General features: G+C 70.7%; 21 protein-coding genes. 11 read left to right on the top strand and 10 right to left on the bottom strand.

Annotated elements, in window-relative coordinates; all coding sequences use genetic code 11:
- Nucleotides 1-9: 9 nt before the first annotated feature.
- The 4 genes from EIM48_RS09315 (at nt 10) to EIM48_RS09300 (ending at nt 2695) form a co-directional block, all read left to right on the top strand.
- Nucleotides 10-717, top strand: a complete 708-nt coding sequence (locus EIM48_RS09315) for a YggS family pyridoxal phosphate-dependent enzyme (protein ID WP_084220805.1) — start codon at nt 10-12, stop codon at nt 715-717.
- Nucleotides 718-769: 52 nt separating this feature from the next.
- The gene (gene proC / locus EIM48_RS09310) at nt 770-1606 is read left to right on the top strand and encodes a pyrroline-5-carboxylate reductase (protein ID WP_028914836.1); all 837 of its coding nucleotides are present in this window, start codon (nt 770-772) and stop codon (nt 1604-1606) included.
- A 1-nt stretch (nt 1607) separates the two neighbouring features.
- On the top strand, nt 1608-2078 hold the full coding sequence (locus tag EIM48_RS09305; RefSeq protein WP_233581666.1) for a DUF4426 domain-containing protein: 471 nt from the start codon (nt 1608-1610) through the stop codon (nt 2076-2078).
- Nucleotides 2079-2287: 209 nt separating this feature from the next.
- Nucleotides 2288-2695, top strand: a complete 408-nt coding sequence (locus tag EIM48_RS09300) for a hypothetical protein (RefSeq protein WP_125111520.1) — start codon at nt 2288-2290, stop codon at nt 2693-2695.
- 47 nt (nt 2696-2742) lie between these two features.
- On the opposite strand, the gene EIM48_RS09295 is transcribed toward EIM48_RS09300, so the two are convergent.
- The 9 genes from EIM48_RS09295 to EIM48_RS09255 all read right to left on the bottom strand — a co-directional run bounded on the left by EIM48_RS09295 (nt 2743) and on the right by EIM48_RS09255 (nt 12765).
- Nucleotides 2743-3603: a pirin family protein gene (locus EIM48_RS09295; protein ID WP_125111519.1), complete on the bottom strand. Its 861-nt coding sequence runs from the start codon at nt 3601-3603 to the stop codon at nt 2743-2745.
- 120 nt (nt 3604-3723) lie between these two features.
- Nucleotides 3724-4569: an ABC transporter permease subunit gene (locus tag EIM48_RS09290; protein WP_125111518.1), complete on the bottom strand. Its 846-nt coding sequence runs from the start codon at nt 4567-4569 to the stop codon at nt 3724-3726.
- Nucleotides 4566-5471, bottom strand: coding sequence for an ABC transporter permease subunit (locus EIM48_RS09285; RefSeq protein ID WP_125076327.1), 906 nt, complete (start codon nt 5469-5471; stop codon nt 4566-4568). The genes EIM48_RS09290 and EIM48_RS09285 overlap by 4 nt, the downstream gene beginning before the upstream one ends.
- Nucleotides 5472-5473: 2 nt before the next feature.
- Nucleotides 5474-6613, bottom strand: a complete 1140-nt coding sequence (potA, locus tag EIM48_RS09280) for a polyamine ABC transporter ATP-binding protein (protein ID WP_026010722.1) — start codon at nt 6611-6613, stop codon at nt 5474-5476.
- A gap of 66 nt (nt 6614-6679) precedes the next feature.
- On the bottom strand, nt 6680-7816 hold the full coding sequence (locus tag EIM48_RS09275) for a polyamine ABC transporter substrate-binding protein (RefSeq protein ID WP_037034499.1): 1137 nt from the start codon (nt 7814-7816) through the stop codon (nt 6680-6682).
- A gap of 154 nt (nt 7817-7970) precedes the next feature.
- Nucleotides 7971-9095: a polyamine ABC transporter substrate-binding protein gene (locus tag EIM48_RS09270; protein ID WP_028914842.1), complete on the bottom strand. Its 1125-nt coding sequence runs from the start codon at nt 9093-9095 to the stop codon at nt 7971-7973.
- A gap of 73 nt (nt 9096-9168) precedes the next feature.
- Nucleotides 9169-10533, bottom strand: a complete 1365-nt coding sequence (locus EIM48_RS09265) for an aspartate aminotransferase family protein (RefSeq protein ID WP_125111517.1) — start codon at nt 10531-10533, stop codon at nt 9169-9171.
- 55 nt (nt 10534-10588) lie between these two features.
- A complete protein-coding gene (locus EIM48_RS09260; RefSeq protein ID WP_125076132.1) occupies nt 10589-11980 on the bottom strand; it encodes a glutamine synthetase family protein in 1392 nt (463 codons plus the stop codon).
- Nucleotides 11977-12765, bottom strand: coding sequence for a gamma-glutamyl-gamma-aminobutyrate hydrolase family protein (locus tag EIM48_RS09255; RefSeq protein ID WP_028914844.1), 789 nt, complete (start codon nt 12763-12765; stop codon nt 11977-11979). The genes EIM48_RS09260 and EIM48_RS09255 overlap by 4 nt, the downstream gene beginning before the upstream one ends.
- 168 nt (nt 12766-12933) lie before the next feature.
- Between EIM48_RS09255 and EIM48_RS09250 the strand changes: the two genes are divergently transcribed.
- The 5 genes from EIM48_RS09250 to EIM48_RS09230 all read left to right on the top strand — a co-directional run bounded on the left by EIM48_RS09250 (nt 12934) and on the right by EIM48_RS09230 (nt 18116).
- A complete protein-coding gene (locus EIM48_RS09250; RefSeq protein ID WP_125111516.1) occupies nt 12934-14316 on the top strand; it encodes a glutamine synthetase family protein in 1383 nt (460 codons plus the stop codon).
- A gap of 24 nt (nt 14317-14340) precedes the next feature.
- Nucleotides 14341-15618 carry an FAD-binding oxidoreductase gene (locus EIM48_RS09245; RefSeq protein ID WP_125076130.1) on the top strand — a complete coding sequence of 426 codons (1278 nt, stop codon included), beginning with the start codon at nt 14341-14343 and terminating at the stop codon, nt 15616-15618.
- A gap of 90 nt (nt 15619-15708) precedes the next feature.
- Nucleotides 15709-16998 carry a diguanylate cyclase gene (locus tag EIM48_RS09240; RefSeq protein ID WP_125076129.1) on the top strand — a complete coding sequence of 430 codons (1290 nt, stop codon included), beginning with the start codon at nt 15709-15711 and terminating at the stop codon, nt 16996-16998.
- Nucleotides 16999-17092: 94 nt separating this feature from the next.
- Nucleotides 17093-17554, top strand: a complete 462-nt coding sequence (locus EIM48_RS09235; RefSeq protein ID WP_125076128.1) for a bacteriohemerythrin — start codon at nt 17093-17095, stop codon at nt 17552-17554.
- Nucleotides 17555-17624: 70 nt separating this feature from the next.
- On the top strand, nt 17625-18116 hold the full coding sequence (locus tag EIM48_RS09230) for a bacteriohemerythrin (RefSeq protein ID WP_019399667.1): 492 nt from the start codon (nt 17625-17627) through the stop codon (nt 18114-18116).
- A gap of 36 nt (nt 18117-18152) precedes the next feature.
- Here the strand turns inward: EIM48_RS09230 and EIM48_RS09225 are convergent, their stop codons facing one another.
- A complete protein-coding gene (locus EIM48_RS09225) occupies nt 18153-19415 on the bottom strand; it encodes an MFS transporter (RefSeq protein ID WP_125076127.1) in 1263 nt (420 codons plus the stop codon).
- Nucleotides 19416-19647: 232 nt separating this feature from the next.
- Between EIM48_RS09225 and EIM48_RS09220 the strand changes: the two genes are divergently transcribed.
- Both EIM48_RS09220 and EIM48_RS09215 read left to right on the top strand, forming a co-directional pair.
- Entirely contained in the window at nt 19648-20844 is a 1197-nt protein-coding gene (locus EIM48_RS09220; RefSeq protein WP_125111515.1) for an efflux RND transporter periplasmic adaptor subunit, read from the top strand.
- 79 nt (nt 20845-20923) lie between these two features.
- Entirely contained in the window at nt 20924-24088 is a 3165-nt protein-coding gene (locus EIM48_RS09215; protein ID WP_125076125.1) for an efflux RND transporter permease subunit, read from the top strand.
- Nucleotides 24089-24125: the final 37 nt, after the last annotated feature.

Raw genomic sequence — 24125 nt, 5'->3', positions numbered from 1 at the left:
CCAATCCCGTTGCCGACCGTGTCCCAGCCCGCCCCTTCCGAACGCCTGCAGCAGGTCCTCGCGCGCATCGACGCCGCGGCCCGGGCCGCCGGCCGCCCGCGGCCGCGCCTGCTGGCGGTGTCCAAGCTGCAACCGGCCGAGGCGGTCGCCGCCCTGGCCGCTGCCGGGCAGCTGGCGTTCGGCGAGAACTACGTGCAGGAGGGCGCGGCCAAGCGCCAGGCCCTGGATCCGGCGCTGGACGCCCCCCTGGAGTGGCACCTGATCGGGCACCTGCAGTCGAACAAGGCGGCGCTGGCCGCGCGCACCTTCCACTGGGTGCACAGCATCGACCGCCGCAGCGTGGTCGACGCCCTGGCCGCCAGGCGCAACCCGGACGCGCCGCCGCTGAACGTGCTGCTGCAGGTCAACGTCGAAGGCGAGGCCGGCAAGGCCGGCTGCCGCCCGGACGAGGTGGCGGCGCTGGCCGCGGCGGTGGCCGCGCAGCCGCGCCTGGCACTGCGCGGACTGATGGCGATCCCGGTGCCGCACCCGGACCCTGAGGACCGCCGCCCCGCCTTCCGCGCGATGAAGCAGCTGTTCGACGAGCTGGCCGCGCGCCACCCGGCCGTGGACACGCTGTCGATGGGCATGAGCGACGACTTCGCCGTGGCCATCGCCGAGGGCGCCACCCTGGTGCGCATCGGCACCGCCCTGTTCGGGCCGCGCCCGCCGCGCTGAGGCGCCGCGCGCTGGCGCTAGACTGCGGCTTTTCCCATCGCAGGTGGCGTCGATGTCCTCCATCCCCGATCCGACCGAGCTTCCCACCATCGCCTTCATCGGCGGCGGCAACATGGCCCGCAGCCTGATCGGCGGCCTGGTCGCGCGCGGCGCCGATCCGGCGCGGATCCGCGTGGCCGAGCCGGTGCCGGCCCTGCGCGAGGCGCTGGCCGCGGACTTCGGGGTGCAGGCGTTCGCCGAGGCGTCCGCGGCGGTGCAAGGCGCCGGGCTGTGGCTGCTGGCGGTCAAGCCGCAGGTCATGCGCGCGGCATGCGCACCGCTGGCCGCGACCGCGGCCGCGGCCAGCCCGCTGGTGGTCTCCATCGCCGCGGGCATCACCGTGGACCGGCTGCGCGAATGGCTCGGCGGCGATGCCGCGGTCGTGCGCTGCATGCCCAACACCCCTGCCCTGCTTGGCGCCGGTGTCACCGGCCTGTACGCCGGCCCCGGCGTGGACGCGCGCCGGCGCGCGCAGGCCGAGGCGGTGCTGGCCGCCGCCGGCGCCACGGTGTGGATCGGCGAGGAAACGCTGATGGACGCGGTGACCGCGGTGTCCGGCAGCGGCCCGGCCTACGTGTTCCTGCTGGCCGAGGCGATGCAGGCGGCGGCGCGCGGCGAGGGCCTGGACCCGGAGCAGGCGCGCACCCTGGTCGTGCACACCCTGCTCGGCGCGGCGCGCATGCTGGCCGAGACCGGCGAGCCTGCCGATGAACTGCGCCGGCGCGTGACCTCGCCCGGCGGCACCACCCAGGCGGCGATCGAACGCTTCCAGGCCGACGGCTTCGAGGCCCTGGTCGCGCGCGCGATCCATGCGGCGCGGGTGCGCGGCGCGGAACTGGCGGGAGGCTGAGATGCACGCACGCGCGAGGAAGAGCTGGCTGCTCGCCGCCCTGCTGCCGCTGCTGGCCGGCTGCGGCGGCGAGGCGCCGCAGCCGGCGCAGTTCGTGCCGCCGGCGCCGGCGGTGGCGGAGCTGGATGGACCGCTGCTGGCCCGCTACACCCTGCTGCCAACCCTGGCGCTGGACCCGGCCATGGCGCGCGGCTACGGCATCGAACGCACGCCGGGCAAGGCGCTGCTGCTGGTGGCCCTGCGCCACGACGATGGCGACGGCGACGAACGCCCGGCCGCCGGCCAGGTGCGCGCGCAGGCGCGCGACCTGTCCGGCCGCGTGCAGCAGGTGGCGATGCGCGAACTGCGCAGCGGCGGCTACGTCGACCACATCGGCCTGGTCGACATCGCCGCACACGACGTGGTCCGCGTCGACGTCGAGGTACTGGCCGGCGGGCGGCGCCACCGTTTCGATTTCCAGCGCAACTTCTAGTGCGTTTGCATCGCCTCGCTGCTGCACGTTAAGGTCGGCAGCGGGAGCGTCGGCGCGGCATCCGCCCGCGGCGACAAGGGGGGGAACAAGTTGCTGGCCGCATGGCGCCTTCGCGCCAGCGGGCCGCCGTCCGGCGTGCCCGTGCGGCCGGTTGGGGATCATGGGCCGCGCCTGCGGCCACCTTGGGGACGCTTTCAATGCAAAAGACGTTGATTCTGCCCGGCCTGCTGCTGGGCCTGGCCTTCGCCTCCAACGCCGTCGCAGCCGATTGCCCGACGCTGCCGCAAGGCGCCGGCGTGCAGTGGGAGGAAACCGCGGGGAAGAGCTACAAGGTCTGCCGCGCCATCGACCAGGACGGCACCCAGCTGCTGGGGGTGATGTTCACCGACAGCGAGCCGCTGAAGCTGCGCCGCCGCAACCGGGTCGAGGAAGGCTGGGTCGGCCAGCACGTGGTGGTGTGGTACCGCCCCGAGATCGCCGAGGCCGGCGCGGCCGAGAAGCGGATCACCGTGGTCGAGCTGGATGAGGACCGCTACGCCCAGATCTGGCTGGACGCCAACGACCCGGACCAGCTGCGGCGGGCGATGAACCTGGCGCAGCAGCTTTACCTGCACTGAGCCGTCCCTGGCGCCGGCCGCGGCCGGCGCCAGGCCTGCACCCGCGGCTAGAAGCGCCCTTCCTGGAAGTCGACGAAGGCCTGCATCAGCTCCTGGCGGGTGTTCATCACGAACGGGCCGTAGCGGGCCACCGGTTCGCGCAGCGGGCGGCCGGCGACCAGGATCAGCCGCGCCGGCGTCGCGCCGGCGCGCAGCACCAGGCGGGTGCCGCCGCCGAGCACGCCCAGCTCGCTGGTTTCCAGCAGGCGTGCGTCCCCGCCCTCGCCCACCGTGGCCTGTCCTTCGAACACGTAGGCGAAGGCGTTATGGCCCGCGGCCAGTTCGCATTCCCACGCGCTGCCGGCAGCCAGGATGATGTCCAGGTACAGGGGATCGGTGGCCGGCTGCCGGATCGGGCCTTCGACGCCGCCGGCCCGGCCGGCGATCACCCTGACCTCCACGCCCGCGGCCGGATGCGCCACCGGAATGCGCTCGGCGCCGAATTCCTGGTAGCGCGGATCGGTCATCTTCTCGCGCGCCGGCAGGTTCACCCACAGCTGGAAGCCGCGCATGCGCCCGGACTCCTGCTCGGGCATCTCCGAATGCACCAGGCCGCGGCCGGCGGTCATCCACTGCACGCCGCCGGAGGTCAGCAGGCCTTGGTTGCCGTGGTTGTCACGGTGGCGCATGCGCCCGTCAAGCATGTAGGTGACGGTCTCGAAGCCGCGGTGCGGATGGTCCGGGAAGCCGGCGATGTAGTCCTCGGCCCGGTCGGTGCCGAACTCGTCCAGCAGCAGGAACGGGTCCAGGTCCGGCAGCTCCGGGCCGCCGATGACGCGGGTCAGGCGCACGCCGGCACCGTCGGAAGTAGGCAGGCCACGGACCTTGCGCAGCACGCGGACGGATTCGACCTGCGGATGGATGCTCATGGTGTTCTCCGGGTTGGATTGCACGGGAGCATGGGGCCCGCGGCCGCGGCCCGAAACCGGGCCTGCGGCGAAGAACCGTTGCGAAAGTGGAACGATTACAGAAAAAGACCCGCCGTCGTTTCAGCCATTGTCCTGCAGCGCCAGCTGCATGTCGCGCTGGCGCCGCTTGTCCTCGCGGTACATCAGCCACCAGCCGACCACCGCCGCCAGCGACACGGCCATCATCAGCAGGGTGGCCAGGGCGTTGATCTTGGGACTCACGCCCAGCCGCACCGAGGAGAAGATCTTGATCGGCAGGGTGGTCGATTCCGGGCCGGAGACGAAGCTGGCGATCACCACGTCGTCCAGCGACAGGGTGAAGGCCAGCAGCCAGCCGGAGACCAGGGCCGGGGCGATGATCGGCAGGGTGATCAGGAAGAACACCTTCAGCCGGTTGGCGCCCAGGTCCATGGCCGCCTCCTCCAGCGAGCGGTCCAGCTCCTGCAGGCGCGAGGACACCACCACGGTCACGAAGGACACGGTCAGGGTCACGTGCGCGATCCAGATCGCGACCATGCCCTTGGACGGCAGGCCCAGCGCACCGCCCACCGAGACCAGCATCAGCAGGATCGACAGGCCGATGATCACCTCCGGCATCACCAGCGGCGCGGTGACCAGGGCGCCGAACAGGGTCTTGCCGGGGAAGCGGCGGAACCGGGTCATCACCATCGCGCCGAGGGTGCCGATCACGGTGGCCGCGGTCGCGGTCCAGAACGCGATGCGCAGGCTGACCCAGGCCGCGTCCAGCATCTGCCGGTCGCGCATCAGCTCGCCGTACCACTTCACCGAGAACCCGGCCCAGACCGTGGCCAGGCGCGAGGAATTGAAGGAGTACACCACCAGCAGCACGATCGGCAGGTACAGGAAGGCGAAGCCCAGCACGAGCACCGCCCAGCGCAGCATGCGCAGGCCCAGGGAGTCGTTCATGCCAGCCGGCCCTCCAGGGTGCGCTGCTGGGAGCGGTTGAAGACCAGGATCGGCACCAGCAGCAGGAGCAGCATCACGATCGCCACCGCCGAGGCCGCCGGCCAGTCGCGGTTGTTGAAGAACTCGCCCCACAGCACCCGGCCGATCATCAGCGTGTCCGGGCCGCCGAGCATCTCCGGGATCACGAACTCGCCCACGGTCGGGATCATCACCAGCATGCAGCCGGCGATGATGCCCGAGCGCGACAGCGGCAGGGTGATGCGCACGAACGCCTTCCACGGCCGCGCACCGAGGTCGTAGGCGGCCTCCAGCAGGCGGTGGTCGAGCTTCACCAGGTTGGCGTACAGCGGCAGGATCATGAACGGCAGGTAGCAGTAGACGATGCCGATGTAGGCCGCCAGCGGGGTGTAGAGGATGCGCAGCGGCGCGTCGACCAGCCCGGTCCACAGCAGGAAGCGGTTGAGGATGCCGTTGGCGTCGAGGATGCCGATCCAGGCGTAGACCCGGATCAGGAACGAGGTCCACGACGGCAGCACCACCGCCATCAGCGCGATGTTGCGGGTGGCCGGCTTCATCCGCGCGATGAAGTAGGCCATCGGGTAGCCGATCAGCAGGCACAGCACGGTGGAGACCACCGCAATCCTGATCGAGCTGAGGTAGGCCAGGCCGTACTGCGGGTCGGTGAACAGCGCCGCGTAGTTGCCCAGGTTCAGGCGCAGGTGCAGCGCCTTGTCCACCACCTCCACGATGGGCGTGTACGGCGGCATGGCGATGGCCAGCCGCGAGAAGGAGATCTTCAGCACGATCAGGAACGGGATCGCGAAGAAGAACAGCAGCCACAGGAAGGGGATGGCGATCACCGCCCACCGCCCCGAGGGCAGGTACCTGGCCAGCGCGCGCATGTTCATGACAGCAGCACCACGCCGTCGCTGTCGCGCCACCACACCCAGACCTCGTCGTTCCAGGTCAGGTCGTCGCTGGCCCAGCGCTGCTGGTTGGCGAAGTTGACCAGCAGCTTGGAGCCGCTGGGCAGGCGCACGTGGAACACCGAGTGGCTGCCGAAGTAGGCGATGTCCTCGATGATGCCGCGGGCCTTGTTGTACTGCTGGTCCGGCTCGGACTTGCCGATGCCCAGCTTCTCCGGGCGCAGCGCGAACGACACCGGCTGGCCCTCGAAGCCGGTGATGCCGTGGCCGATGTAGATCGGGGCATCGAACGCCGGGGTGCGCAGGGTGACGTAGTCCGGCTGGTCGTCGTCGATCACCGCGTCCACCAGGTTGACCGAGCCGATGAATTCGGCGGCGAAGCGGTTGGCCGGCTGCTCGTAGATCTCGTCCGGCTTGCCGACCTGCTGGATCCAGCCCTGGTCCATCAGCGCGATGCGGCTGGCCATGGTCATCGCCTCCTCCTGGTCGTGGGTGACCATCACGCAGGTCACCCCGGAGGACTCGATGATGTTGACCAGCTCCAGCTGCATGCGCGAGCGCAGCTTCTTGTCCAGCGCGCCCATCGGCTCGTCCAGCAGCAGCAGCTTCGGCCCCTTGGCCAGCGAGCGGGCCAGGGCCACGCGCTGCTGCTGGCCGCCGGACAGCTGGTGCGGCTTGCGCTTGGCCAGCTTGCCCAGCTGCACCAGCTCCAGCATCTCCCCCACCCGCTTGCGGATGGCGTCGCGCGACAGGCCGTCCTGCTTGAGGCCGAAGGCGATGTTCTGCTCCACGGTCATGTGCGGGAACAGGGCGTAGGACTGGAACATCATGTTGATCGGCCGCTCGTACGGCGGCAGGTCGTTCATGACCTCCCCGTCCAGCACGATGCGGCCGCGGGTCGGCCGCTCGAACCCGGCCAGGCAGCGCAGCAGGGTGGACTTGCCGCTGCCCGAGCCGCCCAGCAGGGCGAAGATCTCGCCCTTGCGGATCTCCAGGCTGACGTCGTCCACGGCGACGAAGCCGTCGAATTCCTTGCGCACGTTCTCGATGCGCAGGTACCCGGCCGGGTCGCCACCGGGGGCGGGAGTCGGGTTAGCGCGTTCGGGGCTTGACGCCATGTTTACTCCATTGGCAGGCATGGGGGCGGGCCGCCGCGGCGGCCCGCACCTGCGGTTGCGTGCAGCCTAGCGGCCGCTCTTCAGTTCGGTCCAGATCCGGGTGTACAGGCGGTCCACTTCCGGCGGCACCACCGCCAGCATGAACAGCTTCCCGGCCACTTCCGGCGGCGGGTAGATGGTCGGGTCGTTGCGGATTTCCTCGTCCACCTGCTCCAGCGAGGCCGGCACCGGGTTGGGAAAGCTGACGTAGTTGGTGTTGCTGGCGGCCACGTCCGGGCGCAGCAGGTAGTCGATGAAGGCGTAGGCCTGGTCGATGTTCTTCGCGTCCCTGGGGATGGCCAGCATGTCGAAGAACAGCGGCGCGCCCTCCTTCGGGATCGCGTAGGCCACCTTGACCCCGTTGCCGGCCTCCTCGGCGCGGTCGCGGGCCTGCAGCACGTCGCCGGACCAGCCCATCACCAGGCAGGCGCTGCCGTTGGCCAGGGCGTCGATGTACTGGCTGGAGTGGAAGGTGCGGATGTAGGGCCGGATCTTCGCCAGCAGCGCCGCGCCCTTGCGGATCACCTCCGGGTCGTGGCTGTTCGGGTCCTCGCCCAGGTAGGCCAGCGCCGCCGGGATCGCCTCGCTCGGCGTGTCCAGCAGCATCACCCCGCAGTGCGCCAGCTTCGAGACCTTGTCCGGGTCGAACAGCAGGCTCCAGCTGTCGGCCACCTCGGCGCTGCCGAAGGCCTCCACCACCTTGTCGACGTTGTAGCCGATGCCGGTGGTGCCCCACAGGTAGGGCACGGCGTACTGGTTGCCGGGGTCCTGGATCGCGATGCGCTCCATCAGCGCCGGGTCCAGCCCGGAGTAGTTCTCCAGCCGCGACTTGTCCAGCGGCTGGAACACCCCGGCCTGGATCTGCCGGCCGAGGAACTGCAGCGAGGGCACGACCACGTCGAAGCCCGAGCCGCCGGCCAGCAGCTTGGCCTCCAGCAGCTCGTTGCTGTCGAACATCCCGTAGGTGACCTTGATCCCGGTCTCGCGCTCGAAGCCGGGGATGGTGTCCTCGGCGATGTAGTCGGACCAGTTGTAGACGTGCACCACCCCGGCCGCGGCGGGCCTGGCCCCGTCCCCGCCGGCTTCCTCCCCGGACCCGCCGCATCCGGCCAGCCCGAGCACCACTACCAGACAGCCCAGCAATCCAGACTTGCACGTACCCATCGCATCCCCTTTGCCCCGCAGGGCCTGTGGTGATCCCCGACTCCATGGCGGCGGACGGCGGCCGGATTGCTCCGGCTGCCGCCCGGCCAGGGCCGCGGCCTCCGACGGATGCGCGGGCCGGGCGCCACCCCGCGGGCGGCGCCGGCCGCAGGGCTTACTTGCCCTGCTTGATCTCCGTCCAGAGCCGCGTGTACAGCCTGTCCGTCTCCGGCGAGTTGATCGCGTAGGTGAACATCTTCGCGGCCACCTCCTCCGGCGGGTAGATCGTGGGATCGTTGCGGATCTCCTCGTCCACCAGCGGGGTCGCGGCGCTCACCGGGTTGGCGTAATGGATGTAATTGGTGTTGTTGGCGGCCACCTGCGGGTCGAGCAGGTAGTTGATGAACGCGTGCGCGTTCTGCGGGTGCTTCGCATCGGCCGGGATGGCCAGCATGTCGAACCACTGCGGGGCGCCTTCCTTCGGGATCGAGTAGGCGACGTTGACGCCGTTCTCGGCCTCCTCGGCGCGGTCGCGGGCCTGGATGATGTCGCCCGACCAGCCCACCGCCAGGCAGATGCTGCCGTTGGCCAGGGCGCTGACGTACTGGCTGGAATGGAAGTTCTGCACGTACGGGCGGATCGACTTGATCAGGTCGGCCGCCTTCTGCAGCTTCTCCGGGTCGCCGCTGTGCGGGTCCTCGCCCAGGTAGTGCAGCGCGATCGGGAGCATGTCCGCCGGGGTATCCAGCAGGGTCACGCCGCAGTCCTTCAGCTTGCTGATGTTCTCCGGCTTGAACACGATGTCCCAGCTGTTGGCGACCTCGGTGGAACCGAAGATCTCGGTGATCTTGTCCACGTTGTAGCCGATGCCGGTGGTGCCCATCATGTAGGGCACGCCGTACTCGTTGCCCGGATCCTGGCCGGCGATGCGCTCCAGGATCTTCGGGTCGATGTTGGCCAGGTTCGGGATCTTGCCCTTGTCGAGCTTCATGAACACGCCGGCCTGGATCTGGCGGCCGAAGAAGTTCAGGGTCGGGACCACCACGTCGTAGCCGCTGGAACCGGCCAGCAGCTTGGTCTCCAGCACCTCGTCGCTGTCGTAGACGTCGTAGGTGACGCGGATGCCGGTCTGCTCCTGGAAGCCGGGGATGGTCTCCTCGGCGATGTAGTCGGAGTAGTTGTAGACGTTGAGGACCTTCTCCTCGCCGCCATCGCCCGGCCCCTGCGCGGCATCGTCCTTGCCGCCACAGGCGGCAAGCAGGGTGGCGGCAATGCCCAGGGAGAGCAGGCGGAGCTTCATCGCAGGTTCCTCGGAGGAAGGGGAGTTCAGGTGGTTCAGGTTAGCGCTGGCGGGGGGCTTTGCCCATCCCTTTTCAGCGGCCGATCGCCTCGGCGGTCTCGTCCAGGGCCTTCCAGGCCTTGTCGAACAGCTCGTCGACCTGCCCGCGGTCCAGGACCAGGGGCGGCGACAGCAGCATGGAGTCGTGGGTGGCGCGCAGGATCAGGCCGTGGCGCAGGGCGATGTCCCGGCACAGGCCGCCGACCTTGCCGCGCTCCGGGAAGAACGCCCGCCGGCGCTTGTCCGGGACCAGCTCCAGGGCGCCCATGAAGCCCACGATCCGGGCCTCGCCCACCAGCCGGTGCTGGCCCAGCTCGGCCCAGCGCTGGGCCAGGTAGGGGGCGACCTCCTCGCGGGCGCGCTCGACGATTTGCTCGTCGCGCATGATCCGCAGGTTCTCCAGGGCCACCGCGGCGCACACCGGGTGGCCGGAATAGGTCGCGCCATGGGCCAGCTCGCCGCCGGCCTCCTTGAGCACCCCCGCCACCCGGTCGTTGAACAGGGCCGCGCCCAGCGGGATGTAGCCGGAGGTGATGCCCTTGGCGATGGTCATCACGTCCGGCTGGAAGCCGAAATGCTGGCAGCCGAACCACTGCCCGGTGCGGCCGAAGCCGCAGATCACCTCGTCGGCCACCAGCAGCACGTCGTACTGGCGGCAGATCCGCTCGACCTCCTTCCAGTAGCTCATCGGCGGGATGTAGACGCCGATGGCGCCCATGACCGGCTCGCCGATGAAGGCGGCCACCCGCTCCGGCCCCAGCTCCAGGATCTTCTGTTCCAGGCGGCGGGCGGCGGCGATGCCGTACTCCTCCTCCGACAGGTCGCCGCCATCGGCGAACCAGAACGGCGGGTCGATGTGGTGGATGTCCGGGATCGGCAGCCCGCCCTGCTCGTGCATGCCCTTCATCCCGCCCAGGCTGGCGCCGGCCACGGTGGTGCCGTGGTAGCCGTTGTGGCGGCCGATGAAGATGTTCTTCTGCGGCTGGTCCTGCACCGCCCAGAAGTGGCGCACCAGGCGCAGGATGGTGTCGTTGGCCTCCGAGCCGGAGTTGACGAAGAAGGCGTGGTTGACGTCCCCGGGGGCCAGCTCGGCCAGCTGCGCGGCCAGGCGGATGGTCGGCTCGGTGGTGCACTGGAAGAAGCTGTTGTAGTAGGCCAGCTGCTCCATCTGCCGGGCCGCGGCCTGGCCCAGCTCCTTGCGGCCGTAGCCGATGTTCACGCACCACAGGCCGGCGAAGGCGTCCAGCAGCCTGTTGCCCTCCGCGTCCCAGACGTAGCAGCCCTCGCCGCGCACCAGCACCCGGGTTCCGCGCTTGGCCAGGGCAGCGTTGTCGTTGAACGGGTGCAGGTGGTGGGCGGCGTCCAGGCGCTGCAGTTCGGGCAGGTCGATCGGGGCCATGCGGCGGGGTTCCTCGGGTTGTCGGGCCACGCGCCAGCCGGCGGCGCGCGGCGGGTCAGACGTTCAGCAGCAGGAACTCGCGTTCCCAGGAGCTGATCACGCGGAAGAAGGTCTCGTATTCCTTGCGCTTGACCGAGACGTAGGCGCGCACGAAGCGCGGCCCCAGCAGGGTCGCCAGCGGGGTACAGGTCTCCAGCTCGTCCAGCGCCTCGCCCAGCGAGCGCGGCAGGTCGTAGCCCAGCTCCTTGGCGCTGACCTCGGTCGGCCCGGTCGGGGTGAGCTTTTCGCGGATGCCCAGCAGGCCGCAGGCCAGGGTCGCGGCCATGGCCAGGTACGGATTGGCGTCGGAGCCGGCGAAGCGGCTCTCCACCCGCTGGTTTTCCGGGGTGTCCATCGGCACGCGCAGGCCGCAGGTGCGGTTGTCGTAGCCCCAGCGCACGTTGCTGGGCGAGACCTCGCCGAACATCAGCCGGCGGTAGGAGTTCACGTTCGGGGCGAAGAACGCCATCGCCATCGGCACGTACTTCTGCAGGCCGGCCAGGTAGTGGCCGAACACCTCGCTGAACTCGCCGGGTTTCTTCCCGGTGAACACGTTGCGGCCCCTGCGGTCCACCAGGCTCTGGTGGATGTGCATGGCGCTGCCCGGCTCGGTCTCCATCGGCTTGGCCAGGAAGGTGGCGTACACGCCGTGGCGCATCGCCGCCTCGCGCATGGTGCGCTTGAACAGGAACACCTGGTCGGCCAGCGACAGCGCGCCGGCGTGGGTGAAGTTGACCTCCAGCTGCGCCGCGCCGGACTCGTGGATCAGGGTGTCCACGTCCAGCTCCATCGCGTCGCAGTAGTCGTACATCAGGTCCAGGATCGGGTCGAACTCGTTGACCGCGTCGATCGAGTACGACTGCCGCGCCGTCTCCGGGCGGCCGGAACGGCCGGCCGGCGGCAGCAGCGGGAAGTCCGGGTCGGTGTTCTTCTGCACCAGGAAGAACTCCAGCTCCGGCGCGACCACCGGCTGCAGCCCTTCCTTCTCGTACTCGGCCAGCACCCGGCGCAACACGTTGCGCGGGGCCAGCTCGTGCGGATGGCCGTCCTTGGTGTAGCAGTCGTGGATGATCTGGGCGGTCGGGTCGGTGGCCCAGGGCACCATCCGCACCGTGTCCGGATCCGGCCGCAGCAGCATGTCCGAATCCGAGGGCGAGGTCAGTTCGTAGTAGTCGTCCGGGTAGTCGCCGGTGACGGTGGTGGCGAAGATGCCTTCCGGCAGGCGGGTGCCGTAGTCGTGGCTGAACTTGTCGGCCGGGATGATCTTGCCGCGCGCGTTGCCGGTGATGTCCGGCACCAGGCACTCCACCTCGGTGATGTGCCGCTCCTTGAGCCAGCGCCGCAGCGAGTTCTCCTGCTGCTGCTCGGCGGTGGCCTCGGGTTTTCGGGTGCGTCTGCGTGTACTCATGCGGTTGTCCGGATGCGTTCGGGAGCCGGCGGGGCGGCGCGGCGTCCGGCCCAGGCCCGGCAGGCATCGCCGAACGCGCGGAAGATCGCCAGGTAGAAGGGATTGGACGCGACCTGCCACTCGGGATGCCACTGCACGCCCAGCAGGAAGCCGGGACCGGTGCCGCGGAAGGCCTCGACCAGGCCGTCCGGGGCGGTGGCTTCCACCACCAGGCCGTCGGCGAGCCGGGCGATGCCCTGCCCATGCAGCGAGTTCACCCGCACCCGCCCGGCGCCGGCCAGCGAGGCCAGCAGCCCGCCCGGGGCGAGGCTGATCTCGTGCGCGGGGCCGTACTGGACGTCCAGCGGGTCCTCCAGGTTCTCGCGGTGGTCCATCATGCCGGGCACCTCGTGCACCTTCTGGTGCAGGCGGCCGCCCAGGGCCACGTTGACCTCCTGCAGGCCGCGGCAGATCGCCAGCACCGGCAGGCCCATGGCAATCGCGCGCGGGGCCAGGGCCAGGGTGCTGGCGTCGCGGGCCGGGTCGTGCAGGTTGCCTTCCCAGCTGGGCTCGTCGCTGTAGTGGTGCGGCTCGATGTTGCTGACCGCGCCGGTCAGCAGCAGGCCGTCCAGGCGCGACAGCCAGGCATCCGGATCCAGCGGCGGATCCAGCGAGGGCATCAGGACCGGGGTCGCGCCGGCGCCTTCGACCACCGCGCGCACGTACTTCTCGCCGGCGGCGAGGAACGGGTGCGCTCCGATCAGTTTGCGGTCGGTGGGCAGTCCGACCAGCGGCGTCAGGGCCATGCGAGCAGCGTCCGATGGCGTTCCGGCAACTTACCCCGGGCGTTTTATTTTTACAACACGGCCCGGCCCGCATCCCGCACCACGGCGGTGCATGGACCCGGTGCGGCGTTGAGTATTCTTGACGACCGGACCGCTGTTACCCTCGTCCCGTCCCGCCGAGGTCCCGTCATGCCCCCTCCGTCCGCCCCTGCCCTCCCCGCCGCCGACCTGGCCACCCTGCAGGCCATGGAGGGCGCGGCCGACGCCCATGTCGACCTGCTGCTGCCGGACGCCAACGGCGTGCTGCGCGGCAAGCGGGTCCCGGCCTCGGCGCTTGGCAAGGTGTACGCCAATGGCGTGTGCCTGCCGATGTCGCTGGTGGCCGCCGACATCCGCGGCAACACCGTGGAGGAAACCGGGCTGGGCTACGACATCGGCGACGAGGACCGGATCTGCCGCCCGATCCCCGGCAGCCTGCGCCCGGTGCCGTGGTCGCCACGGCCGGCGCTGCAGCTGCTGCTGCAGATGGAGGACGGCAACGGCGGCTGGTTCGAGGCGCATCCGCGGCGGGTCCTGCAGCGGGTGCTGGAGCGCTTTGCCGCGGCCGGACTGACCCCGGTGCTGGCGGTGGAACTGGAGTTCTACCTGTTCGACCGCCTGCCCGATGCCAACGGCCGCCCGCAGCCCACGTCCAACCCCGCCAGCGGGCGCCGCAACGACAGCACCCAGGTCTACTCGATCGACGACCTGGACGAGAACGCCGACTTCATCCACGCCGTGGCCAGCGCCTGCCGCGCCCAGGGCATCCCCGCCGACACCGCGGTGGCCGAGTACGCGCCGGGCCAGTTCGAGATCAACCTCGGCCACCGCGCCGACGCCCTGGCCGCCTGCGACGACGCGGTGCTGCTCAAGCGCGTGATCAAGGCCATCGCCCAGCAGCACGGCGCGCTGGCCAGCTTCATGGCCAAGCCGCTGGCCGGGCAGGCCGGCAGCGGCATGCACCTGCACGTGAGCCTGCTGGATCGCGAGGGCCGCAACGTGTTCGCCTGCACCCCGGATGCGCCGGCCGATGCGCTGCGCCACGCCGTGGCCGGACTGCAGGCCAGCGCGCGCGACAACCTGCTGCTGTTCGCGCCGCACGCCAACAGCTACCGCCGCTTCGTCGCCAACGCCTTCGTCCCGCTCAACGACAGCTGGGGCTTCAACAACCGCACCGTGGCCCTGCGCATCCCGCACAGCGACCCGGCCAACACCCGCATCGAGCACCGCATCGCCGGCGCCGACGCCAATCCCTACCTGGTCGCCGCGGCGGTGCTGGCCGGGATCCTGCACGGGCTGGAAACCCGCCAGGATCCGGGCCCGCCGGTGGTCGGCAACGCCTACGAGCAGTTCGAGGCCGGTCAGCCGCACTGGCGCCAGGCGATCGAGGACTTCCTCGCCAGCGGCTTCGCCGCCGACTGGTACGGCGAATCCTTCCGGCACGTCTACGGCCAGCAGAAGCGGCGCGAGATGCTGGATTTCAACACCCTGGTCAGCGACGTCGACTATGCCTGGTACCTGCGCACGGTCTGAGCCCATGCGCGCCCGGAGCCGCCGGTGAACGCGCCCTACCCGCCCAGCTGGTACGCCGCCAGCGCCGCACCCCTGCCGGAACAGCCGGCGCTGGAAGGCGTGGTCGAGGCCGACGTGTGCATCCTTGGCGCCGGCTACACCGGCCTGACCGCGGCGCTGGAGCTGGCCGAGGCCGGTTACAAGGTGGTGGTGGTCGAAGCGCAGCGGGTCGGCTGGGGCGCCTCCGGGCGCAACGGCGGCCAGGCCATCGTTGGCTACGGCTGCGAGCAGTCCACCCTGGAGCGGTTGCTGGGCCCGGAGGAGGCGCGGCTGCTGTTCGACCTGTCGCGCGAGGCCATGGAGCGCCTGCGCGGGCGCATCGCCCGCCACCGCATCGCCTGCGACTGGCGCGACGGCCACGCCCACGTGCCGATCAAGCCGCGCCAGGAACGCGACCTGCGCGCCGGCCTGGTGGAGATGGCCGAGCGCTACGACTACCCGCTGGAGTGGTGGGACCGCGCCCGCCTGCGCCAGGAGCTGGCCAGCGACCGTTACCTCGGCGCGGTGTACGACCGCGCCTCCGGGCACCTGCACCCGCTGGAGTACTGCCTGGGCCTGGCCCGCGCCGCGCTGGCCGCCGGCGTGCGCATCTACGAGCGCTCGCCGGTGGTGCAGCTGGTGCAGGGCCCGAAGCCGGTGCTGCGCACCGCCCGCGGCGAGGCCCGCGGCGACTTCGCCGTGCTGTGCGGCAACGCCTGGCTGCGGGGCATCGCCCCGCAGCTGGAATCCCGGGTGATGCCGGTGGGCACCTACATCGCCGCCACCGCACCGCTGGGCGAGGACGGCGCGCGCGCCCTGATCCGCAACGACATGGCGGTGGCCGACGTGAACTGGGCGCTGGACTACTTCCGCCTGTCCCGCGACCACCGCCTGCTGTTCGGCGGGCGCGCCAGCTATTCCAGCTATCCGCCGCCGAACCTGCGCGGGGTGATGCGGCGGCGCATCCGCAAGGTGTTCCCGCAGCTGGCCGGGGTGCCGATCGAGTACCTGTGGGGCGGCTACGTGGACATCTCGCTCAACCGCGCCCCGCACTGGGGCCGGCTGGGCAGCAACGTGTACTTCGCCCAGGGCTTCTCCGGCCACGGCGTGGCCACCACCGGCCTGGCCGGGCGGCTGATCGCCGAGGCCATCGCCGGGCAGTCGCGGCGGCTGGACGCATTCGCGAAGATCCCGCACGCGCCCTTCCCCGGCGGCCGCCTGCTGCGCATGCCGCTGCTGGTGGCGGCCATGGCCTGGTACCGGCTGCGCGACGCGCTGTGGTGAGACCCGGGCCCGGGAAAAACGTGACGCACCTCTAAAGTCCGCCCCGGCCTGGCCGCTAAGCACTGGGACGAACCGTGCAATGGCCGGGGCATGCCCGCGATAGCGCCCAATCCGCCTTCGCCTTCGCTTCCACAGCGTGTCCTGCTGGTGGAGAACTCGCGTGCGTTCGTGCAGGCCGTGGCCCAGGCGATCGAACAGCAGCTGGAACTGCCGGTGACGGTGGCCTCGACCCTGGCCGAGGCCCGCGCCGCGCTGGCCGCCCACGACGACTGGTTCCTGGTGCTGACCGGCCTGGTCCTGGCCGATGGCGACCACGAGGCCGTGGTCGACTGCTTCCTCGGCCGCGAGCTGCCCACCGTCGTGGTCAGCGGCGTGTACGACGAGGAGCTGCGCGAGCGCCTGCTGCGCCGGCAGATCATCGACTTCGTGCTCAAGAACACCCCCGGCAGCCTGGACTACATCGTCTGGCTGGTGCAGCGGCTGGAGCGCAACCGCCGCATCTCGGCCCTGGTGGTGGACGACTCGCCCAGCGCCCGCGCCCATGCCGGCCTGCTGCTGGAACTGTTTGGCTACCGCGTGGTGCAGGCGCCGGACGGCGACCGCGCCCTGGCCGCGGTGGAGGCCGACCCGACCATCCGCCTGGCGATCGTCGACCAGGAGATGCCGGGCATGCAGGGCATCGAGCTGACCCGCCGCCTGCGCGCCCTGCGCGCGCGCGACCGCATGGCGGTGATCGGCGTGTCCGGGCGCGACGACCCCGGCCTGGTCGCGCGCTTCCTCAAGAACGGCGCCAACGACTTCCTGCGCAAGCCGTACTCGCGCGAGGAGTTCTTCTGCCGGGTCTCGCAGAACGTGGACCAGCTGGAGCTGATCGGCAGCCTGCAGGACCTGGCCGCCCGCGACTTCCTCACCGGCCTGCCCAACCGCCGCCACTTCCTCGACCAGGCCGAGCGCCTGGTGCCGCGCATGCGCGACGTGCGCCAGCCGCTGGCGATGGTCATGCTCGACCTGGACCACTTCAAGCACGTCAACGACACCTGGGGCCACGAGACCGGAGACCGCGCCCTGCGCGCGGTGGCCTCGGCGATCTCCGCCCATGCCCGGCCGCAGGACCACATCGCCCGCTTCGGCGGCGAGGAGTTCTGCATGCTGCTGCCGGGCCTGGAAGGCCAGGCCCTGCACGACCACCTCGAGGACCTGCGGCTGCGGGTGGAGGACCTGCGCCTGCCGGTGGAGCACGGCGAGCTGCGCCTGTCGGTGAGCATCGGCGCCTGCAACGCGCGCATCGGCGACACCCTGCACAGCCTGCTGGCCGAGGCCGACCGCCGCCTGTACCTGGCCAAGGCCGGCGGCCGCAACCGGGTGGTCGACGCCGGCTGAGCCATCCGCGGCGGTTGATCAGGATCAAGGTCCGCCGCGCGCCCCTGCCCCTAGCCTTCGCCGGTCCATTCGGTCGCCTCAGGGGGGAGGCAGCATGGCCCGGACCATTACCTGGCAGGACGAACTCGACACCGGCATCGATGTCATCGACCAGCAGCACCGGCGCATCCTGGCGATGATCAACCAGCTGTCCGAACGCACGCCGCAGCGCGCCGGCGAGGTGCTCGCCGACCTGGTCGACTACGCGCAATCGCACTTCGCCTTCGAGGAAGAACTGATGGAGGCGGCCGGCTACCCGCTCGCCGACGCCCACCGCCGGGTGCACGAGCTGTTCGCGCGCAGGGTGGCGCGCTACCAGGAGCGCCACCAGGCCGGCGAGGACGTGATCGCCGAGCTGCGCGACATGCTCTCGGTGTGGCTGTTCAACCACATCCGCAACGACGACAAGGCCTACGCCGGGCAGGTGCGGCGCTACCTGGACGAGTTCGCGCGCAGCCAGGCCGGTGGCGGCTGGATCGCCGCGGCGCTCAAGCGCCTGTTCGGCGGGGGCGCTTGATCGCGATCAAGGCCGGCCGCCGGCCGCGCCCATAGCCTGCGCCCACCATCCACAGAGAGTGCATGACCGCATGTCCCTGATGATCTGGCAGGACGACCTCGATACCGGCATCGAGGTGATCGACGATCAGCATCGCCGCATCGTGTCGATGATCAACCAGCTGCACCAGGCGCAGACCGGGGCCTCGTCCCTGGCCGTGGGCGAGGTGCTGGACGAACTGGTGGACTACACCCTCTCCCACTTCGCCTTCGAGGAGGAGCTGATGGAGGAAGCCGGCTACCCGTTCTGCGCCGCGCACAAGCGGGTGCACGAGGTGTTCACCAAGCGGGTGGCCGAGTACCGCATGCGCTTCCAGGCCGGCGAGGACGTGGTCGACGAGCTGAAGGGGATGCTCTCGCGCTGGCTGTTCAACCACATCCGCAACGACGACAAGGCCTACTCCGAGCAGGTGCGCCGGCACCTGAACCGCTTCGCCCGCGAGCACCAGGAAGGCGGCTGGCTGGCGCGGACCATGGGCCGGCTGTTCCACCGCCACGGCCACAGCAGCCACGCCCGCCACTGAGCCGGGCGCGCCGGCGCGCGGGCAGCGCCGGCGCGCTCAGTCCACCGGCTGGCGCGGCACCAGCAGCAGCGCCAGCAGGGTCAGCGCGGCCATGCCGGCCAGGTAGGCGCCGACCGCGCCGATGCCGTGGCTGGCAGCCAGCCGCGTGGCGATGTACGGGGCCGGCGACGCACCCAGGATCCCGGCCAGGTTGAACGCCAGCGAAGCGCCGGTGTAGCGCACCGGGGTCGGGAACATCTCGGCCAGGATGGTGCCGCAGGGACCGTAGGTCAGTCCCATCAGCCCCAGGCCCACGCACAGGAACAGCAACACCTGCCAGGCGCTGCCGGCCTCGAACAGCGGCTTGAACAGCAGGCCGAACAGGATGATGCCGACGGTGGCCAGGATCATCGCCCGGCGCCGGCCGAAGCGGTCGGCGTACACCGCCGACAGCGGGATGGTCGCGGCGAAGCACAGCACGCCGGCCATCTGCAGCAGCAGGAACTGCTCGCGCCCGTAGCCCAGGCCGGAGGTGCCCCAGCTCAGCGCGAACACCGTCATCAGGTAGAACAGGACGAAGGTCGCCATCAGGGCCAGGGTGCCCACCACCAGGGTGCCGGGGTGGCGCAGCAGCACCGTGGCCATCGGCAGGCGCTCGCGCTCCTCGCGCTCCAGGGTCTTCCGGAACGCCGGGGTTTCGGTGATGCGCAGCCGTACCCACAGGCCCACCAGCACCAGCGCGGCGCTGGCCAGGAACGGCACGCGCCAGCCCCAGGCCATGAACTGGCCCTCGTCCAGGAAGTGCGCCAGCCCCAGGAACACCCCGGTCGAGCACAGGAAGCCCAGCGGCGCGCCCAGCTGCGGGAACATGCCGTACCAGGCACGCTTGCCCGGTGGCGCGTTCTCGGTGGCCAGCAGCACCGCCCCGCCCCATTCGCCGCCCAGGCCCAGGCCCTGGCCGAAGCGGCACAGCGCCAGCAACGCCGGCGCCAGCACCCCGACCTGGGCATAGGTCGGCAGCAGGCCGATCACCACGGTGGAGATGCCCATGGTCAGCAGCGCCGCCACCAGGGTCGCCTTGCGCCCGATGCGGTCGCCGTAGTGGCCGAACACCGCCGAGCCCAGCGGCCGCGCCAGGAAGGCCAGGGCGAAGGTCGCCAGCGACTGCAGGGTGGCCGCGGTCGGCTCCGAGGCCGGGAAGAACAGCTTCGGGAACACCAGCACCGCGGCGGTGGCGTAGATGTAGAAATCGAAGAACTCGATCGTCGTACCGATGAGGCTTGCGAACAGGATGCGGCGTGGCGAGGCGGGTGCACTCATCGGCAGTCTGCAAGGCATTGGAACGGGCGGCCGATTATGGCCCAGGATCCGGCCGGGCCCGGCAGCCGTTGCGCCGGCAACCGGCCTGCGGCCAGAATCGCGCTTTCCCTGCCGCCGTCGTCCCCCGCCGTGGCGCCGGCAATGCCGCATCTCATCGCAAGGACCGGGGCCGCCCGCGCGGCCGCCCCGTCGCGACCCGTCCCCCGTACGACCTGAAGCAATGGAACCCCACATGAGTGCCAGCAAGCCGCAACGCGCCGGGCGCCCGCCATCCACCGGCCGCCGCATGCCCCTGATGCTGATCCTGTTCGTCGTCGTGTTCGGCGGCGTGTTCGGGCTGTGGTTCGCGTCGCAGCGCGCGCTCAACAGCTTCTTCGACAACATGCCGCAGCCGCCGGTGGAGGTCAGCACCTTCGAGGCGCGCGCCGAGACCTGGAGCGACACCGCCGAGGCGGTGGGCACCCTGGTCGCCGACAACGGCACCCAGGTCACCACCGAGGCCGGCGGCGTGGTCCAGCGCATCGCCTTCGAGTCCGGCCAGCGGGTGCGCAAGGGCGACCTGCTGGTGCAGCTGAACACCGCCAACGAGCTGGCCCAGCTCAACGCGCTGGAGGCGGCCGCCGAGCTGGCCGCCACCCAGCGCGACCGCTGGCGCGAGCTGGGGGCGCAGAAGCTGGTGTCGCAGGCCGAGGTCGACGAGCGCGTCTCCGACGCCGCCCAGACCCACGCCCAGGCCGAGGCGCAGCGCGCCCTGATCGCGCAGAAGACCATCCGCGCGCCGTTCGACGGGGTGCTGGGCATCCGCCGGATCAACCTGGGCCAGTACCTGAACCCGGGCGACCCGATCGTGGCCCTGCAGGCGCTGGACCCGATCCACGTCGACTTCACCCTGCCCGAGCAGCGCCTGAACCAGGTGGTGGTCGGCAGCAAGGTGCAGGTGAGCGTGGATGCCCTGCCCGAGCAGGCGTTCGAGGCCGAGATCACCGCGGTGGAGCCGGCTGTGGAGACCAACACCCGCAACTTCGGCGTGCGCGCCACCCTGGCCAACCCGGACGGGGTGCTGCGCCCGGGCACCTTCGCCCGGGTGCGCTTCGACCTCGGCCAGCCGCGCCAGGTCGTGGTGGTGCCGCAGACCGCGGTCAGCTTCAACCCGTACGGCAACTCGGTCTACGTGCTGGTCGATGCCCCGGACGAGGTGAAGAACGCCGAGGTCCAGGAAGGCCAGCAGGCACCGCAGCACGTGGTCAGGCAGCGCTTCGTGACCACCGGCCCGACCCGCGGCGACCTGGTCGGCATCACCGACGGCCTCGAGCCCGGCGAGGTGGTGGTCAGCAGCGGCCTGCTGCGCCTGCGCAACGACGCCCCGGTGCTCATCAACAACACGGTGACCCCGCAGGCCGACCCCGACCCGCGTCCCGAGAACCGCTGACCGGCGGCAACGCCGCCGCTCCCGGCCGCCCGCGCGGCGCCCACCACCCCGGCCGCCCCCGCGGCCGGAGGAGGACACGATGAAATTCACCGACATCTTCATCAACAAGCCGGTCCTGGCCCTGGTCGTCAGCCTGTTCATCCTGCTGCTGGGCCTGCGCTCGTTCTCCGAGCTCAACGTGCGCCAGTACCCGGAGCTGCAGAACGCGGTGGTCACCGTCAGCACCGCCTACTACGGCGCCGACGCGGACCTGATGCAGGGCTTCATCACCACCCCGCTGGAACGCGAGGTGGCCTCGGCCGAGGGCATCGACTACCTGACCTCGACCAGCGCCGCCGGCATCTCCACCATCCAGGCCTACATCCGCCTGGACCACGACGCCAACGAGGCGCTCACCCAGATCGCGGCCAAGGTCAACAAGCTGCGCAGCCAGCTGCCGGCCGAGTCCGAGGATCCGGTGATCGACCTGCAACAGGGCCAGCAGATCGCGGCGATGTACGTCTCCTTCGCCAGCGACCGGCTCGACAACAACCAGATCACCGACTACCTGGTGCGGGCGGTGGAGCCGCGCATCGCCACCATCCCCGGCGTGCAGCGCGCCGAGATCCTCGGCGCGGGCACCTTCGCCATGCGCGTGTGGCTCAAGCCCGACCGCATGACCGCGCTGCGGGTCACCGCCAGCGACGTGCACCAGGCGCTGCAGGCCAATAACGTGCTCTCGGCGCTGGGCTCGACCAAGGGCCAGATGGTCGCCGTGGACCTGACCGCGCGCACCGACCTGCGCAGCCCGGAGGAGTTCCGCCGGCTGATCGTGCGGGAGGAGAACGGCGCGATCGTGCGCCTGGGCGACGTGGCCGACGTGGAACTGGGCTCGGAGAGCTACGGCACCTCGGTGCAGATCAACGGCGACGCCGCCACCTTCATGGGCATCTTCGTCTCCCCGGACGCCAACTCCCTGGACGTGATCGAGGAGGTGCGCCGTGTGTGGGACGAGGAGATCGTGCCGCAGCTGCCGGAGGGCATCGAGGCGTCCATCCCGTACGACAGCACCGAGGCGATCGAGGACGCGATCAACGAGGTGGTGCGCACGATCATCGAGGCCGTGGTCATCGTGATCGTGGTGATCTTCCTGTTCCTCGGCTCGCTGCGCAGCGTGCTGGTGCCGGCGGTGACCGTGCCGCTGTCGCTGGTCGGCGTGATGTTCCTGATGCTGCTGCTCGGCTACACCATCAACCTGCTGACCCTGCTGGCGATGGTGCTGGCGATCGGCATCGTGGTGGACGACGCGATCATCGTGCTGGAGAACATCCACCGCCACATCGAGGAGGGCATGAGCCCGCACGACGCGGCGATCAAGGGCGCGCGCGAGCTGGCCTGGCCGGTGGTGGCGATGACCACCACCCTGGTGGCGGTGTACCTGCCGATCGGCTTCCAGGGTGGCCTGACCGGCGTGCTGTTCACCGAGTTCGCCTTCACCCTGGCCGGCTCGGTCCTGCTTTCGGGCGTGATCGCCCTGACCCTGTCGCCGATGATGTGCGCGCGCATCCTCAAGCCGCACGCGAACGGCGCCGGCAAGGGCCGCCTGGAGGGCTGGCTGGACGCGCGCTTCGAGAAGCTGCGCAGCGGCTACCAGCGGCGCCTGCACGGCGCGCTGGAGACGCGCAGCGTGATCGCGGTGTTCGGCCTGCTGGTGCTGGTGTCCTGCGGGCTGCTGTACTGGACCGCGCCCAAGGAGCCGGCGCCGCTGGAGGACGAGGGCTTCATCTTCGCCATCGGCAGCGCCGACGCCTACACCACCCTGGACTACGTCGAGCGCTACACCGCGCAGATCAACGCGATGGCCGCGGAGATCCCCGAGGTCAACGACTTCTTCCTGTTCAACGGCGGCTTCGGCGGGGGCGGCGGCGCCAGCAACAGCGCCATGGCCGGCTTCGTGCTCAAGCCATGGAGCGAGCGCGAGCGCTCGACCAACCAGGTGCTGCAGCAGGAGCTGCAGCCGAAGCTGGCCCAGGTCACCGGCCTGAACACCTTCGCCCTGGTCCCGCCCTCGCTGCCCACCGCCGGCGGCGACGGCGGCGGCGAGTTCCTGGTGCTGGGCATCGGCTCGCTGCAGCAGCTCAACGAGCTGTCGGACGCGATCCTGCAGAAGGCGATGGAAAGCCGCCGCTTCATCTTCCTGGACAAGGACCTGAAGATCGACAAGCCACGGGTCGAGGTGCAGATCGACCGCGAGAAGGCGGCCTCGCTGGGCATCGACATGCGCACCCTGGCCGCGGACATGGCCGCCATGCTGTCCGGTGGCTACACCAACCGCTTCGCCATGGAGAACCGCTCGTACCGCGTCATCCCGCAGGTGCGCCGCAGCGACCGCCTCAACGCCGACCAGCTGCGCAACTACTACACCCGCACCCGCGACGGCGAGCTGGTGCCGCTGTCGACCCTGGTCACGCTGAAGGAGACCGCGCAGCCGCAGACGCTCAAGCGCTTCCAGCAGCTCAACGCGGTGGCGATCACCTTCGCCCCGCGCCCGGGCGTGTCCAAGGGCGAGGCGCTGCGGGTGCTGGAGGAGGCGGCGGCCGAGGTGCTGCCGCAGGGCTACAGCGTCGACTACGCCGGCGAGTCGCGCCAGTACAAGCAGGAGGGCGCGACCATGCTGGTCACCCTCGGCTTCGCCCTGGTGGCGATCTTCCTGGTGCTGGCCGCGCAGTTCGAGAGCTTCCGCGACGCGCTGATCATGCTGGTGACCGTGCCGATGGCGATCTCCGGCGCGCTGCTGGTGCTCAACTTCCTGGCCCTGGTGGCCGGCGCGCTGCAGATCGCCGGGATCGAGGCATTCCCGGGCATGAGCATCAACATCTACACCCAGGTTGGCCTGGTCACCCTCGTCGGCGTGATCTCCAAGCACGGCATCCTGATCGTGGAGTTCGCCAACAAGCTGCAGCTGCAAGGCCTGTCCAGGCGCGAGGCGATCGAGCAGGCCGCCGGCATCCGCCTGCGCCCGGTGCTGATGACCACCGCGGCGCTGGTGTTCGCGATGATCCCGCTGCTGCTCGCCAAGGGTCCCGGCGCCGCCGCGCGTTTCTCGCTGGGCATGGTGATCGCCTCGGGCATGACCATCGGCACCGCGTTCACCCTGTTCGTGCTGCCGGCGTTCTACCTGTACCTGGCGCGCGACCACAGCCATGACCGCGTGGCCGCGCGCGAGGCCGGCGCCACCGGCGAGCCGGAGCCGCAGGCCGGCTGAGCCGGCAGGGCCGCGGCGCCCCCGCTGGCGTCGCGGC

Origin of the sequence: Pseudoxanthomonas sp. SGNA-20, assembly GCF_003931635.1 — a bacterium.
GTDB lineage: Bacteria > Pseudomonadota > Gammaproteobacteria > Xanthomonadales > Xanthomonadaceae > Pseudoxanthomonas.
The sequence above is the reverse complement of the archived record's forward strand: the minus strand, read 5'-3'. Positions and strand labels throughout refer to the sequence as shown.